Source organism: Aporhodopirellula aestuarii (genome assembly GCF_023701485.1).
GTDB classification, from domain to species: domain Bacteria; phylum Planctomycetota; class Planctomycetia; order Pirellulales; family Pirellulaceae; genus Rhodopirellula; species Rhodopirellula aestuarii.
Map to the genome: position 1 here is coordinate 1 of NZ_JAMQBK010000092.1, position 14,841 is coordinate 14,841.

Annotated in this window: 12 protein-coding genes; 8 read left to right on the forward strand and 4 right to left on the reverse strand. The window is 56.7% G+C overall.

The window, feature by feature from the left end; genetic code table 11:
• The first annotated feature begins 14 nt into the window (after positions 1–14).
• The 7 genes from NB063_RS32695 (at position 15) to NB063_RS28555 (ending at position 7,304) form a co-directional block, all read left to right on the forward strand.
• Positions 15–167: an IS4 family transposase gene (locus tag NB063_RS32695; protein ID WP_407652742.1), complete on the forward strand. Its 153-nt coding sequence runs from the start codon at positions 15–17 to the stop codon at positions 165–167.
• A gap of 972 nt (positions 168–1,139) precedes the next feature.
• Positions 1,140–2,840 (forward strand): chaperonin GroEL, encoded by a 1,701-nt coding sequence (gene groL, locus NB063_RS28530; RefSeq protein ID WP_250932500.1) that lies wholly within the window; start codon positions 1,140–1,142, stop codon positions 2,838–2,840.
• 177 nt (positions 2,841–3,017) lie between these two features.
• Positions 3,018–3,323: a co-chaperone GroES gene (groES, locus tag NB063_RS28535; protein ID WP_250932502.1), complete on the forward strand. Its 306-nt coding sequence runs from the start codon at positions 3,018–3,020 to the stop codon at positions 3,321–3,323.
• 51 nt (positions 3,324–3,374) lie between these two features.
• Positions 3,375–4,997 (forward strand): chaperonin GroEL, encoded by a 1,623-nt coding sequence (gene groL / locus NB063_RS28540; RefSeq protein WP_250932504.1) that lies wholly within the window; start codon positions 3,375–3,377, stop codon positions 4,995–4,997.
• Between the two features lie 160 nt (positions 4,998–5,157).
• Entirely contained in the window at positions 5,158–6,321 is a 1,164-nt protein-coding gene (gene dnaJ / locus NB063_RS28545; RefSeq protein ID WP_250932506.1) for a molecular chaperone DnaJ, read from the forward strand.
• Positions 6,318–6,911 (forward strand): nucleotide exchange factor GrpE, encoded by a 594-nt coding sequence (gene grpE, locus NB063_RS28550; protein ID WP_250932508.1) that lies wholly within the window; start codon positions 6,318–6,320, stop codon positions 6,909–6,911. The genes dnaJ and grpE overlap by 4 nt, the downstream gene beginning before the upstream one ends.
• 96 nt (positions 6,912–7,007) lie before the next feature.
• Entirely contained in the window at positions 7,008–7,304 is a 297-nt protein-coding gene (locus NB063_RS28555) for an FmdB family zinc ribbon protein (protein ID WP_250932510.1), read from the forward strand.
• 144 nt (positions 7,305–7,448) lie between these two features.
• Here NB063_RS28555 and NB063_RS28560 read toward each other — a convergent pair whose 3' ends face one another.
• On the reverse strand, positions 7,449–8,204 hold the full coding sequence (locus NB063_RS28560) for a DUF4405 domain-containing protein (RefSeq protein WP_250932512.1): 756 nt from the start codon (positions 8,202–8,204) through the stop codon (positions 7,449–7,451).
• Between the two features lie 362 nt (positions 8,205–8,566).
• Between NB063_RS28560 and NB063_RS28565 the strand changes: the two genes are divergently transcribed.
• Positions 8,567–10,339, forward strand: a complete 1,773-nt coding sequence (locus tag NB063_RS28565; RefSeq protein ID WP_250932514.1) for a sulfatase-like hydrolase/transferase — start codon at positions 8,567–8,569, stop codon at positions 10,337–10,339.
• 68 nt (positions 10,340–10,407) lie between these two features.
• Here the strand turns inward: NB063_RS28565 and NB063_RS28570 are convergent, their stop codons facing one another.
• From NB063_RS28570 to odhB, 3 genes are all read right to left on the reverse strand, one after another.
• On the reverse strand, positions 10,408–11,982 hold the full coding sequence (locus NB063_RS28570) for an arylsulfatase (protein WP_250932516.1): 1,575 nt from the start codon (positions 11,980–11,982) through the stop codon (positions 10,408–10,410).
• A 660-nt stretch (positions 11,983–12,642) separates the two neighbouring features.
• Positions 12,643–12,987, reverse strand: coding sequence for a hypothetical protein (locus tag NB063_RS28575; RefSeq protein WP_250932518.1), 345 nt, complete (start codon positions 12,985–12,987; stop codon positions 12,643–12,645).
• A 347-nt stretch (positions 12,988–13,334) separates the two neighbouring features.
• Positions 13,335–14,669 carry a 2-oxoglutarate dehydrogenase complex dihydrolipoyllysine-residue succinyltransferase gene (gene odhB / locus NB063_RS28580; RefSeq protein WP_250932520.1) on the reverse strand — a complete coding sequence of 445 codons (1,335 nt, stop codon included), beginning with the start codon at positions 14,667–14,669 and terminating at the stop codon, positions 13,335–13,337.
• Between the last annotated feature and the right edge of the window lie 172 nt (positions 14,670–14,841).

Here is a 14,841-nt window from a genome sequence, read left to right on the forward strand (position 1 = left end):
CCAAGCTGACTGACATGACGGTCTACACGTTCTTCCGTGAAGTCGCAAAACTGGGAGGCTTTCTTGGTCGCGCAAGTGATGGCGAACCCGGCTGGCAAACCGTCTGGCGTGGCTATCGAAAACTCCAATCCCTACTTGACGGAATGAACCTCATTGGTGGACTGTAACGCAGAAAGTTGTGGGTAATGACAAGGGTGTGAACCCCCGGTAACGGATGCCTATTCAAACCACCAAGCCCTGAAAGGGGCGACACACTTTCCCCCGCCGAGTTAGTAGTGACCGGGTTGTGTCGGCCCTCCGGGTCTTGGAGTTGGGTTAGGGCGGGGTTCCGGGGCCTGTTGGCCCCGGCATGGGTTGTGTCAGCCCTTCGGGCTTGAAAGCTGGACCAATGAATGGTGCCACCCACCATCTGGTTGCTAGCTCATGGCCGATTTGACGAACGGTGCCACCCAACATCTGGCTGACCCAACATCTGGTTGACACTCAGCAGAACGTGGCCCTTCGTTTGGCGACGGTGGCTACAGAGCGCAGATGGAAACGCTCTAAAAACGGCCTATCTCCCTCGATGGGCCGTCTCTGCAATCCGGCGAGCCGCGATCTCAATCCGCCCTCGCTCCCGACGCGTTCACGTCCCGGGCCATGTTGACGCCAGGGTGGAGTCGCCCGCCGAAGCGGCACCGACGTTCTGGACGTGCGTCGCAACTCGGTCCGAGACCTGGACGAGCCCCAACGACTCGCCGGGGGCGTTCCCCAATCGGCTCACTGCCAGCGTGACACGTTGCGACGGGAGGCCCCCTCAAACGGGACAACCACCAAACACGCAAACCATTGCCAGCAATCGACTTACAAAACGGAATTCACATCCGGTACGCCGATTGCTCATGGACGGGAACCGCGGGGTGGTTCTGTCCGTCTGACCGACGGGACCGTTCTTGCTTCGCTTCACCATCCAATTACCCCCATTCCCTTTCCGGCCGTATGGCCCGGATCCGCATCGCCTCTCGCACTCCACCCAAGAAGAAACACGTGATCCGACACCCCGGAGGGAATTTGTTCCAGCCGACGCGGAGGATCACCTCGGAGTCGAAGTTGCTCAGATCGCGGATCTCGGTTGTCGCCAATCTCAGGAGATTCACACCGTGGCAAAGCAAATCGTTTTTGACGATGACGCGAGAGGCCCTTTGCTGGCTGGCGTCAGCAAATTGGCTCGCGCCGTCCGCAGCACCCTTGGCCCACGTGGCCGCAACGCCGTTTTGGACAAAGGTTGGGGCTCGCCCAAGGTCACTAAGGACGGCGTGACCGTCGCCGAAGACATCGAGCTCGACGACCCGTTCGAAAACCTAGGTGCTCAACTCGTCAAAGAAGCTGCCAGCAAGACCAACGATGTCGCCGGTGACGGAACCACGACCGCTACCGTCCTCAGCGAAGCGATCTTCCGCGAAGGCCTGAAAATGGTCGCCACCGGAGCCGACCCGATGGCTCTGAGCCGCGGCATCCAAAAAGCTGTCGACGTCTGCACGGCGCAAATCGCCAAAATGGCAACCCCGATCAAAGAAAACAGCAAGTCCGACATCAAACAAGTCGCAACGATCGCTGGTAACAACGACCCCGAAATCGGTGACGTCCTCGCCGACGCATTCACCAAAGTCGGCAAGAACGGCGTCATCACTGTCGAAGAAGGCCGATCCAATGAAACCTACGTCGACGTCGTTGAAGGCATGCAGTTCGACCGCGGCTTCCTGTCGCCGCACTTCGTCACCAACCAAGACGAAGTGTCGGTCGAACTCGAAGACTGCTACGTGTTGCTCTTCGAAGAAAAAATCAGCAACAACAAAAAAATGATCCCGCTTCTCGAAGCGATCAGCCAATCGAAGAAGCCGCTGTTGATCATCGCCGAAGACACCGAAGGCGAAGCCCTCGCGACTCTCGTCGTCAACAAGATGCGTGGCATCCTCAACGTTTGTGCTGTTAAGGCTCCTGGCTACGGCGACCGCCGCAAAGCCATCCTCGGCGACATCGCTGTCCTCACCGGCGGCAAGGCCATCTTCAAAGACCTCGGCATCGACCTGGAAAGCGTCAAGTTGTCGGACCTCGGTCGTGCCAAGAACATTCGCATCACCAGCGAAGCGACCACCATCGTCGGCGGTGCCGGCAAGAAGGCTGACATCGAAGGCCGCGTCGCTCAAATCCGCCGCGAAATCGAAAACACCGACAGCGATTACGATCGCGAAAAGCTGCAAGAACGCCTTGCCAAGCTCGCCGGTGGCGTCGCTCAGATCAACGTCGGTGCTGCCACCGAAACCGAGATGAAAGAACGCAAAGCACTCATCGATGACGCCCGTGCTGCCACCCAAGCCGCACTCGAAGAAGGCATCGTCCCCGGTGGCGGAACCGCACTCCTGCACTGCCGCAAAGCGGTCGAGAAACTCGAGAAGGAAACCGAAGGCGATCAAAAGCTCGGCGTCCGTATCATCCGCAACGTGCTCGACCAACCGATGCGTGCGATCGCCAACAACGCCGGCCTCGATGGAGCCGTCGTCGTTAATCGTGTCTCGCAGCTCAAGAGCAAGACCGAAGGCTATGACGCTAACGCCGACAAGTACTGCGACCTGATCCAAGCCGGTATCGTCGACCCAGCCAAGGTGGTCCGCACCTCGCTGACCAACGCCGCATCGGTTGCCTCGCTGTTGCTGACTACGGAATCGCTCATCGTCGACATTCCTGTTGAGGAAGAAGAAGGCGGTGGAGATCACCACGACCATGGAATGGGCGGCGGCATGCCCGACATGGGTGGAATGGGCGGCATGGGAGGAATGGGTGGCATGGGCGGCATGATGTAGACCGCTTCTGCACCGCTCTTCCACGGAGCGTTGCGGGCCCCGGAAAGCCCTTTCCGAGAGAAAACTTCACCACGCTCAATCGCGAGCGTGGTTTTCCCCCACAACCAATTCGCTCCACCGTTTGGTGACGGTGGCGACAAACACAATTAACTCAATTTTTAACTAGGAATTCCCCTCATGGCAGCGACCAAAACTATCAACCTTCGCCCCCTCGATGACCGCGTTATCGTTCGCCCGAACGAAGCTGAAGAAACCACCGCTGGCGGAATCGTGCTCCCCGATTCGGCTCGTGAAAAACCACAACGCGGAACTGTGGTTGCAGTAGGCCCAGGCAAATTGCTCGATAGTGGCAACCGTGGCGAGCTCAGCGTCGCAGTGGGCGACGTTGTGATCTACGGCAAGTACGGCGGAAGCGAAGTCGAAGTCGACGGCGAAGAGATGAAGATCCTTCGTGAGAGCGACATCTTGGCCAAGATTGGCTAACACGTCGGTTTCTCTCGCTTCATTTCATTCATTCACTTAGGAATCTCAGTCATGGCAAAACAGTTGCTATTTGAGGACCACGCCCGGGCCCGCATGTTGGCCGGTGTGGACAAACTCGCAAACGCCGTTGCGGTCACCATGGGACCTACCGGTCGCAATGTGATCATCGATAAATCCTTCGGCGGACCGACCGTCACCAAAGACGGTGTTACCGTTGCCAAGGAAATCGAACTGGAAGACCGGTTCGAAAACATGGGTGCCAAACTCGTCATCGAAGTCGCTCAAAAGACCAGCGACCTCGCCGGTGACGGAACCACCACCGCGACCGTGCTCGCCCGTGCGATCTTCAAAGAAGGTCTGCGGAACATCGTCGCTGGCAGCAATCCGACCGCGATCCGTCGCGGTATCGAGAAGGCTGTCGATGCGGCTTGTGCCAAACTCGTCGAAATGGGACGCCCCGTCAGCGGCAAAGAAGAAGTCGCTCAGGTCGGTGCCATTTCAGCTAACAACGACAACGAGATCGGCAGCCTCTTGGCCGACGCCCTCGAGCGTGTTGGCAAAGACGGCGTGATCACCGTCGAAGAAGGCAAGAGCCGCAGCATGGAAGTCGAATATGTCGACGGCATGCAGTTCGACAAAGGCTACATCTCGCCTTACTTCATCAACGATCCGGGCTCGATGGAAGCCAACCTCGAGAACGCCTTGGTGCTGCTGTACGAGAAGAAGATCAGCAACATCCGCGACCTCGTGCCGTTGCTCGAGAAGACTGCCCAAACCGGTCAACCTCTGTTGATCATCGCCGAAGACGTCGACGCCGAAGCACTCACCCTGCTGGTCGTCAACAAACTCCGCGGCACGCTCAACGTGTGTGCGGTGAAGGCACCTGGTTTTGGTGACCGTCGTAAAGCCATGCTCGGCGACATCGCAACCCTGACCGGCGGTACGCTGATCAGCGATGACCTCGGCATCCAACTTGAGAACGTTACTCTCGAACAACTCGGTCGGGCCAAAAAGGTCACCGTCGACAAGGGTCACACGACCATCGTCGAAGGTGCCGGCAAACGCGAAGAAATTGACAAACGTGTCAGTCAAATTCGTGCCCAAATCGAGCAAACCGACAGCGATTACGACAAGGAAAAGTACCAAGAACGCCTTGCCAAACTGGCCGGTGGTGTTGCTGTGATCAGCGTCGGTGCCGAAACCGAAGCTGAAATGAAGCAAACCAAAGCTCGCTTGGAAGACGCCCTTCACGCGACCCGTGCGGCCGTTGAGGAAGGCATTCTTCCTGGTGGTGGTGTGGCGCTTGTGTACTGCCGCGAAGCAGTCGAAGCGGCGCTCAAGAAAGCCAAGGGCGACGAGAAGGTCGGTGTCAACATCGTGCTCGGAGCTCTCGATGCCCCGATGCGTCAAATCGCCGACAACGGCGGTATCGACGGCAGCGTTGTGGTCGACGAAGTCCTGCAAAAGAACAACCCGAAAATCGGTTACAACGCCCACACCGGCGAATACACCGACATGATCAAAGCGGGCGTCATCGACCCCGTGAAGGTTGTTCGCACGGCTTTGATCAACGCCAGCAGTATCGCCGGCTTGTTGCTCACCACCGAAGCCCTCGTGACGAACTTTGAGCAAGAAGACAAAGACAAACGTCCCGTCGAAGGCGTTATCAACTAGCCCCTCTCGGACGTCTCGTCCGCTTCTCACCTCAGCGGCTTGCCGCCAACGGGATAGGCGGAACTCAACCACGACGTCCGAAGGCTTTCACTAACGACGGGCCGTTCGCTATCGGCGAACGGCCCGTTTCGATTACCAATCTTCCAACCAATTCGGTTTCATGGCAACCAAGACTTGTTACTACGAAATCCTCAACGTCGAGCGATCTTCGACCAAGCAACAGATCGACCGTGCCTACCGCAAACTCGCGATCAAGTATCACCCTGATACGAACAAGGACGACAGCGCCGTCGCCATGTTCAAGGAGGCGACCGAAGCTTACGAGGTCCTCAGCGATCCGGCCAAACGTGCCCGCTATGACCAATACGGTCACGCGGGCGTGGAAGGGGCCACCCATCAATATGGCGACGTCGAAGATATCTTCGAAGCGTTCGGTGATTTGTTCGGTGGTGGCGGTTTCGGTGACTTCTTCGGTGGCGGATCACGTCGAGGCGGTGGCGGTCGAAGACGCGTCCGCCGCGGCGCCGATATCCGCTGCGACGTCACGCTGACGCTTGAGGAAGCCGCTCGCGGTTGCCACAAAGACATCGCGTTTCGACGCCGCGTCACCTGCGAAACTTGCGACGGCAGCGGTGCCGCCCCCGGCAGCGAACCGGTTACCTGCACGATGTGCGGTGGACAGGGCCAAGTCATCCAGTCCGCGGGGATCCTGCGCGTTCAAACGACCTGCCCGACCTGCCAAGGCGCGGGAAAGCAAATCAGCCAGCCTTGTAGCAACTGCCGTGGCACGGGACTGCAGAACGAAAAAGCGGAACTCAACGTCGAAATTCCCGCCGGCGTCGATGACGGCATGCGGGTCCGTTTGCAGGGCGAAGGCGAACCGAGCCCCGACGGTGGACCGCCCGGTGATTGCTACTGCTTCATCGCGGTCAAACCACACAACCTATTCAAACGCGACGGCAAACATCTGATTTTGCAGTTGCCGATTTCCTATCCGCAGGCAGCGTTAGGCGCGGAAATTGAAGTCCCCACCCTTAACGGCCCACACCAACTCACGATCCCCGCGGGAACGCAGAGCGGCGATGTGTTTACCGTACGTGGGCAAGGAATCGTGGACCACCGAAGCGGCCGCAACGGCGACCTGCTCGTGCAAGTCTTCATCGAAGTCCCCAAAAAGCTCAACCCCGATCAAGAAAAACTACTACGGCAACTCGCCGATCTCGATCACGAGGCCGTGCTCCCCGAACGAACCTCCTTTCTCGATAAACTCAGGCATTTCTTCGACCCCGAACCGGAAAGCCCGTCTGAAAAGAAATCATCATGAACGAATCCACCTCCCAATCCGATAACGACGAACTCCGCGACGATCAAACCGAAACACTCGATGCGGCGATCGACCAAGCCCACGAAACCTCCGAGGGCGACAACGCCGAACCGGAAACCAGGGATGAAGAAATGAATCGATTGCGCAGCGAAGTCGAAGCCGCCGACAAACGGGTGCTGCAGGCGCAAGCCGAAGCCGAAAACTTCCGTAAACGGATGCGACGCGATTACGAAGACCAGCTGAAGTTCGCCGCGATGCCGTTGGTCAACGACATCCTCCAAGTTCGCGACAACCTCAACCGCGCGATCGACGCCGCAAACGCGAGCGAAGCGACCGAGGCCGCCGAAGGTCTGCGTGAAGGCGTCGCCATGGTTGCCAAACAACTCGATGACACGCTGCGAAAATATGGCGTCGAACCGATCCCAGCCGACGGCGAAGAGTTTGACCCGAACGTCCACGAAGCAATCTCACAGATGCCTCATCCGGAAATCGAATCAGGCAAAATCGCGCACGTGGCCGTTGGCGGTTTCACCATGCACGGCCGCGTGATCCGACCGGCGCAAGTCGTCGTCAGCGCGGGTACGCCGTAGCAACGCAAACCCACCAGTCATCGAGCGGATACCCACTCGAACTCCACACAAAACAATCTCCCCTGTCCCTTTCACATCTTTTCGGCAATCACCTCCATGCCAACCTACGATTACCTTTGTGAAGCCTGCGGTCACGAGCTTGAAATTTTTCAGGGCATCAATGACGAACCTGAAACCAAGTGCCCTGAATGCAAAAAGAAGAAGCTGAAACGACAATTCGGCGCCGGTGCCGCGATCGTGTTCAAAGGCAGTGGGTTCTACCAAACCGACTACCGCAGCGAGAGCTACAAGAAAGGCGCCAAAGCCGACGCGAAGAAATCGGATTCTGGTAGCTCTGAGAAAAAGAGCAGCAAAGATTCGTCCGCCAGCAAACCGGCCCCCAAAGCCGACTGACCCGAGCGGCCACTGCCTCTATCCAAAAACGCGTTCACGCGACGCAGCATGATCGTCGCACAAGTGGGCACGAGCGTCATTTACTAATCGTCATGGCGAGATCCAATTCTCGCCATGACTTTTTTTAATGTTGTCGAGCAGCGTCTATTGCTGTTGACCGGCGCCATCGTCCGGCGACAAACCCCGTCGGCGTCCCATCCCCTGGCCCATACCGCGGCCTCCACCTTCCCCATCACCGCGGCCCATTCCTCTCCTTTCGCCGCCCCGATTGGCAGCATGTGGATTTTGTGACTGGAGTTTCGCAAAGAGCTCTGCGGGTACCATCGCGTTCTCTTCCGCGATCTCGCCAACGGTTGCGTCGACTCGAACGACTTTGACACCTTCGCCGCGAAGCGTCGTGATGAGCTCCTCGTGCGTCAAACCGATGTTCTCGGCGAACTCAGCAAGCGTAAACTCTTCTGCGTGAGGTGCGGGACCGGTCGAAATATGGCTGTCCCAGTAATCTTTGATTCGCTCATTCAACTCAGCCGTCACCGTCAGACCGGGCGATTGCATGATCGTCCCCGCTGTCACGACTACCGTGATCAAGGCGGCTGCCAACATTTCCCATTTCAAATTAAAGCCGCCCGCGAGTTTCAATCCGGCTGATCGTTTTCGGACGTAACTCCACAACACTTTCCAGTTATAGAGCAGGTGCAAGGCAACCACGAAAAAAAACAGCAGGCAAACATTGATGTGCAATGACGCCCACGTTTGCTTGTCCAACCCCAGCATCGTCCAACCACTCCAATTCGCGGTGCGACCTCGAGGCGTGAGATAGAGAACCACTCCTGAAACCGCAACCAACGAAAAGAGCATTGAAAGCAGGAGAGACGTGAATCCTTTGGTCTTGAATTTCATCGGCCTGTCGCCTTGATAATGTGGGACCGCAAGTCACCAGTCATTTGATGTTGATGCGATATACCCAGGAAGTGTCATCCGTTCCAACACGATGAATTCGCGCACGTTTCGATTTGTTTGATGTGGCAATTTGTCATCACCATTTTGAGGCAATGATGTGTCGTAATGACGCGCATGCGGTAACCTCCAACTGCACCGACGATCTATACACCAACCCTGGTCGAGCTAGTGCGATCGGAACCGCCAATTGCTTGGTATGACCTCAACAAATGAACTAGACTGCACGCGCATCTGATGATCGTTCACATGCGACTGACGAAGTCCCCACACTCTTATCCGTAAAAAGCATGCAGACTTGTGACATGAACACGACACGCGTTCTGGTTGTCGCCGTTACGATCCTGTTGCAGGGATCGATTGATTGCCGAGCGGCGGAAACGTCTCGTCGCAACGTGGTCTTTATTTTGATCGATGACCTCAGCCATTACGGCGTGACCGCTTATGGCGCCAACCGCATTTCATCGGCGGCAGGCGGATTTGAAAATATCGTGTTCCAGACGCCACGCATCGACGCCTTGGCTCGCGAAGGGCTGCGGTTCAGCAACGCGTTCGCCTATCCCTTGTGCGAACCCACTCGCACGACCTTGATGAGCGGCAAGTACAACAACCGCAATCACTTGGTGAGCAAAGGCCAACATGCCTCGGACATCACGTTTGGAGATCTCTTCCAACGGGCGGGTTATGTCACCGGGATGACGGGCAAATGGAAACAAACACGTGGCACCGTGGAAATCCTCGCGAAAGACTACATCTCCGAATTCGGCTGGGATGAATACTGTTGTTTCGATGTCATCGGCGAAGGTCGTCGCTACATCAACCCGAACTTGGTCATCAACGGTGAGGTTGTCAACTACAACGACGAACGGGGTATTGATCCGGCCACAGCCCGCCGCTGGTACGGCCCCGACATCTGCAACCGTTTCGCGTTGGACTTCATCGAACGGCATCAGACCGAACCGTTCTTCCTCTACTATCCGATGATATTGGTCCATGACGAACACCTGCCCACTCCCGATACGATTCCTCATTCAGCATTCGATGAATTCGATGCGATGAGCCGCGACAAGAACGGACGGCGTCGCAACGAATTGAAATACTTTCCCGACATGATCGCCTACACAGACAAGCTGATCGGCAAGGTTGTCGATCAAATCAACACGCTCGGTTTACGCGACAACACACTTATCGTTGTGATGGGCGACAACGGCACCAAAGAACCGTTCACGCACATCCTTCCCGATGGCAGCGAGTATCCAGGCGGCAAAGGCAGCACGACGGACAACGGGACTCACGTGCCCTTGGTACTTTCCCTCCCCGGTACGATTCCCACCGGCGATTCTGATTCCGATCGAACTTACGATGGCTTGGTCGACCTCGCCGATATCCACCCCACGCTCTGCGACGCGGCGGGAATCGTCCCACCTAACCAAGCCGATCTGGACGGTATCAGTTTCTGGCAACAGGCGTTGGGTAAACAGGACGAACACCGAACATCGTCATACGTCTGGTACAACCACAACCGCCCGATGACCGATCCATCCGAGGTGCTCCAGTACGCCTTCGACAAAAACTTCAAACGCTACGGTCCGGACAGGTACTATCCCGCAGGACGCTTCTTCGACCTTCGCTCCGACCGCCTCGAAACCAGCGGCAGAACGAAAGTGAAAGGCCCTGGGTGGAACAAGTACTATCACAGCGGACTCGATATCGAAACGCTCGACACCGAACAACGCGACGCCTTTGATCGCCTTGGTGACGTGCTCGCGGCTCATCGTTACGTCGCGGTCACCGAACTCAAAATCCGCAACCGCAGCGTCGCGATGCGATCGGGCGAAAGTGCACAAATGACCGCGGATGTGCTTCCCTCCAATGCCACTCGCAACAACGTAATCTGGGAATCAAGCGATCCCTCAATTGTCTCCGTCGATAAATTCGGATTGATCACCGCGCACCGATCGGGCAATGCGGTCTTATCCGTCTATTCCTGGGACGATGCCTTTCCGGTAGCCAATCAGTCGCCCATCACATTCTCACGTGACGGCCTGACGGACTCAGTCCCGATATCCGTTCGTTAAGAGCCACGATCGATCCGGTATCCGATGGACGACGTCGCCAACAAAGGTTGACGACCTTCGCTACGGGATCAACCTTCATTTCCCGGTGAAGCTGCGTTCGGGTTTTGGTTGAGATCCGGCCGCGGTGAATCGATTTGGGATTCCAGGATCTCTTTGAAGTGCTCGACTTTTTCAGGATACTGGGCAGCCAAATCGTTTCGCTCTTCGTTGTCTTTGAGAATGTCGTAGAGCTGGTACAAGCCTTTCGCCTTGTCGGCCACAACCAACTTCATTCCGTCGCCGCTGATTAAGGCGCTGTTACCGGTGTGGGTGAAGTGGTTATTGACGATGACGTAGTCATGCGTCTGCGTTTGCGGCTTTGCTAGCAGCGTCGGCAGATACGAAATGCCGTCTTTACCCGCTGGCGGTTCCACACCGACGAGATCGGCCAACGTCGGCAAAAAGTCATAGTGGGCGGTCAACAAATCGGTCTGGGTTCCCGCCGCGACTTTCCCCGGCCAACGGACGATCATGGGACACTGCATGCCACCTTGATACCCACTGCGTTTGAGTCCCGCACGACCGCCGGCACCGTTGAACACGTCACCGTGCTCGGACGTTCGCCACTTCTTGTCCGTCAGGTTGGTTTCTTCACCATCGGGTGTGCGGTGATTTTTGTAGTCCGACTTGGGGCCATAATAAAGCTCATGCCCATTGTCGGACGTGAACAACACCATCGTGTTGTCATCGATCCCCAATCGCTTCAGTTCCGTCATGATCAGCCCGACGTGGTCGTCGAGCATCTTGACCATCGACGCATACTTCTTTTCCGCCAGCGACATCGTCGGATGATCGGCAAAGTCGGGATGCAATTCAGGGATCGCAACCGGACCGTGGGGAAGCTGCGTGGGGTGATACAAGAAGAAGCGTTCCTCGTGGTGTTCACGGAGGTATTTCAAAATGCCTTTGATGAACACATTTTGCGAATACGTTTCCCCTCCATAACCAACCGGTTCGTCACCTTGCTCACTCGTCTTGCCGCAATCGGCGAGCGTGTTACCTGGCAACTCGAACTTCTCACCGTTTCGCCACAGATAGGGCGGATAGAATCCATGACAGCGTTGGTGATCGAAATAACCTTCGTAGAAATCCCAGCCAAAGCGTTTGACCCGTTCATGCCAGGTCAGAAAACCTCGATCGAGCTTTCCAAATTGAGCTGTTTGGTAACCGGCCTTCTGTGCGATTTGAGCGAGAAAGACTTCATCGGGAGCGATCGGATTTGCGGTCCGCTTGAGCTGCTCCATCCGCCGCTGGTATTCTTCTTCGGTAATCTTTCCGGCATCACGGAGGATCGGCAGGCCGGCACGCGTTTGCCCCCATCCACCTACACGACCATCATGCATTCCGGTGAGCAACGTCCAACGCGACGGCGCGCAGTAAACGGCCCCGTAGTAATTGTTGAACTTCATTCCCTCGGCAGCCAACTGATCGATGTTCGGCGTTTTGACGATCTGTTGCCCATAGCATCCGAGCATGCCGGGACCGAGATCATCGGCAAAAATGAGGATGACGTTGGGAGCCTCCGCTGCAACGGAATGCGCGCTCGCAATATTGAGCGTCAATAGCAGCAGAACGGCGACGAAACGGTTAGCGATTCGGTTCATGATGTGACTTCGGTTTCTTGGTTTGAGTTTCTGAATGCGAGCGACGTATCACTGAGAGAGCGTAAACGAACTCAATCCCATTACGTTCGATTCGCACGGTAACTTTATCTTCCCTCTGAGGCCGCTTACTAGCCAACCGCAACCGTACGGCAGCTTCGCCAAACGGCTCCAACGCGGGGACGGTTCCTGATGCGACTACGTTGCTACCGAACAGGAGAGTCACCTTACCTACTGGGGACGCAACTTGCCCGAAGTTTTCAATTTTGACATCCGCGGAAGCACCGTGGAAGGCCGGTGCACGGGCCGAAAGAATTGGTTCGATGTAGTTCCCCCTTGGCAGCCTCGACCAACCGAAGATCAGCCCCCCCGCGGTGTTTTCACCAAGTAGTTTCCCGGCGAAGTTCTCGGAGGTGAAACCGCTGTTACCCGCAAACGTGACGATCAAATCATCGCCATGCTTTTCAGACGTTACTGCCGGGCAACCGCGACCAAAGTTCACCTCGTCCGAGGCCCCAAAACGCAGTGAGAGAATATCGACGTCGGAATGCGGATCAAACCCGGACTCCGCGTGGATCTTCTCCTACATGGAATCGGTGTTCCCGATGATCGGTTGCCCGTTAAGCGTGGTGAGTCTCCGCCCGACCGTGAGGGGCAGTACGATCAGTTTCGAACTGTCTGGTCGAGCGGCAAATCGCCACGTTTGTCGAAATCGATCACCGCAAAGTTGGCCGCGACCGCTCGGCTGTGAACGTCTTGGAGAATCCGAATCCGTTCGCACTTGTACCAATCTTCGATCGTACCGGATTGGTGAACGGCGATGCCTGGCTGATACGCCTCTCCTCGGCGGCTCTTCGCATATCGGGGACAGGGATTTTTTTTCTGATCGATGCCAGTCGTTTGCTCGGCGTTTTTGGCGGTGCCAAGATGACTGGACTGCGTGCCAACAACACGGGGGTGCAGGGCCAACAAAACGACGAGCGTGATAAGACCAAGTGTTTTTTGCATGATCAGAATTCTCGTGGAGGATCGCCGGGGCGACGCTCTCCAACAGAAAGCGTTCTACAGAGAGATTCCATCAAAGCGTCCAATTTGGACGTCTTTTTGCAAAAAACGATACGGCGGGGGCACAGCATGAGGCCTCGACACCGCTCCGCCTGAATGGATTCCGGCGGAAGCAACTTTTGATTGGAGCAGCCTGATTCGCCAGATTTCAGTCCCCCGAAGTCTGGCGACATAGGCTATCTCTCTTTAGCAGCTACGTTCGCTAGAGCGTGATCCACCGTCTGGCGACGGTGGCAACAGCAAAGAGTCCACCGTCTGGCGACGGTGGCTACAGTAAAGAGAGAACGACTCTAGACTTCCAAGAAGAGACGCGCCGGGTCTTCGATCGTTTCTTTGATCGCAACCAAGAACCCGACTGCTTCGCGACCATCAACGATCCGGTGATCGTAAGTCAGCGCGACGTACATCATCGGCCGAATCACGACTTGGCCGTCTTCGGCGATCGGACGTTCTTGGATCGAGTGCAGACCCAAGATGCCGCTTTGCGGAGGATTGACGATCGGCGTGCTCAGCAGCGATCCGTAGATCCCGCCGTTGCTGATCGTGAAGGTTCCGCCCATCAGATCGCTGGGTTGCAAACGGTTTTCTCCCGCCAGTCTCGCGTATTCGGCGATCGAGCCTTCGATTTGCGAGAACGACATGCGTTCGACGTTTCGCAGCACAGGGACAACCAATCCTTTTCCGCCGCCGATGGCGATACCGATGTCTTGGTAATTGCGGTAGACCATCGCGTCGCCGCGGATCTCAGCGTTGACGGCAGGATATCGCCGAAGCGCTTCGACGGCCGCTTTGGCGAAGAACGACATGAACCCGAGTTTGACGCCGTGCTTCTTCGCGAACGCGTCTTTGTATTTCGACCGGATCTTCATGACCGGTGACATGTCGATTTCGTTGAACGTGGTCAGCAGAGCCGCCGTCTGTTGGGCTTGGACGAGGCGTGAGGCGATCGTTCGCCGCAGCATGCTCATCGGTTTGACTTCTTCGCTGCGGTAGGCACTCTCGGAAATCAGAGAATGCGAGGGAGTCATTTCCATCGACGGTTGGGCTGCCGCGTTTTGGGTAGGCCGGGGCGCCGGTGCTGCGGGAGCTGCTGGGGCAGGAGCAGGGCGAGACGCACCACTGCGGATGTACGCAAGCACATCTTCCTTGAGCAATCGTCCACCGGGGCCCGTCGCGGGCACGTCCGACGCGTTGAGCGAATGTTCGTCGAGCAAACGTTGGGCGGCGGGCATGACAAACCCCGCGGCTCCACCTCCACCGGCGGGCTTCTCTGGCGTGGCGGTCGCCGCCGGACGAGCGGCGGGTGCGGGGGAAGTCGATGGCGACGAGTTGGATGCCGACGACGAGGCCCCCGCATCTCCACCCCCGGACTCGGATTTCTCGGCCACACGGATGCTCGCGATCCTTTCACCCACTTCAGCAAACTCGTCAGATTGCTTCAAAACGTCTTGTAAGTAACCGCTCGCGGGGGCAGGGATCTGAACCGACGCTTTTTCGGTTTCGATCTCGACCAAATCCTCACCATTTTCCACCCAATCGCCGTCGTTCTTTAGCCAGGTGCCGATCTGGACTTCGCTGATGGATTCACCGACGGTCGGGACATCGACTGGAATGATTTCGCTCACGGAAACGTTTTCTACTAATTAAGAGGGTTTTGCGAGGTTCGGAAACGAGCACCCAAGATAACGATCGAAGGTCGACATGTCAGCGGACCCGATTGGGAAGAGTCGTTTTCGTGAAATTGTTTGAAACTGACGACGGTTTGAGCCGATGAAGTCGAATAGCCGGGAAAACGTT

Bases quoted from the DNA above. Each gene is read 5' to 3' on its own strand.
- NB063_RS28570 (WP_250932516.1), bottom strand. From the start codon at position 11,982: ATGAACCGAATCGCTAACCGTTTCGTCGCCGTTCTGCTGCTATTGACG.
- groL (WP_250932504.1), top strand. From the start codon at position 3,375: ATGGCAAAACAGTTGCTATTTGAGGACCACGCCCGGGCCCGCATGTTG.
- NB063_RS28555 (WP_250932510.1), top strand. From the start codon at position 7,008: ATGCCAACCTACGATTACCTTTGTGAAGCCTGCGGTCACGAGCTTGAA.
- grpE (WP_250932508.1), top strand. From the start codon at position 6,318: ATGAACGAATCCACCTCCCAATCCGATAACGACGAACTCCGCGACGAT.
- NB063_RS28565 (WP_250932514.1), top strand. From the start codon at position 8,567: ATGAACACGACACGCGTTCTGGTTGTCGCCGTTACGATCCTGTTGCAG.
- NB063_RS28575 (WP_250932518.1), bottom strand. From the start codon at position 12,987: ATGCAAAAAACACTTGGTCTTATCACGCTCGTCGTTTTGTTGGCCCTG.
- dnaJ (WP_250932506.1), top strand. From the start codon at position 5,158: ATGGCAACCAAGACTTGTTACTACGAAATCCTCAACGTCGAGCGATCT.
- NB063_RS32695 (WP_407652742.1), top strand. From the start codon at position 15: ATGACGGTCTACACGTTCTTCCGTGAAGTCGCAAAACTGGGAGGCTTT.
- NB063_RS28560 (WP_250932512.1), bottom strand. From the start codon at position 8,204: ATGAAATTCAAGACCAAAGGATTCACGTCTCTCCTGCTTTCAATGCTC.
- groES (WP_250932502.1), top strand. From the start codon at position 3,018: ATGGCAGCGACCAAAACTATCAACCTTCGCCCCCTCGATGACCGCGTT.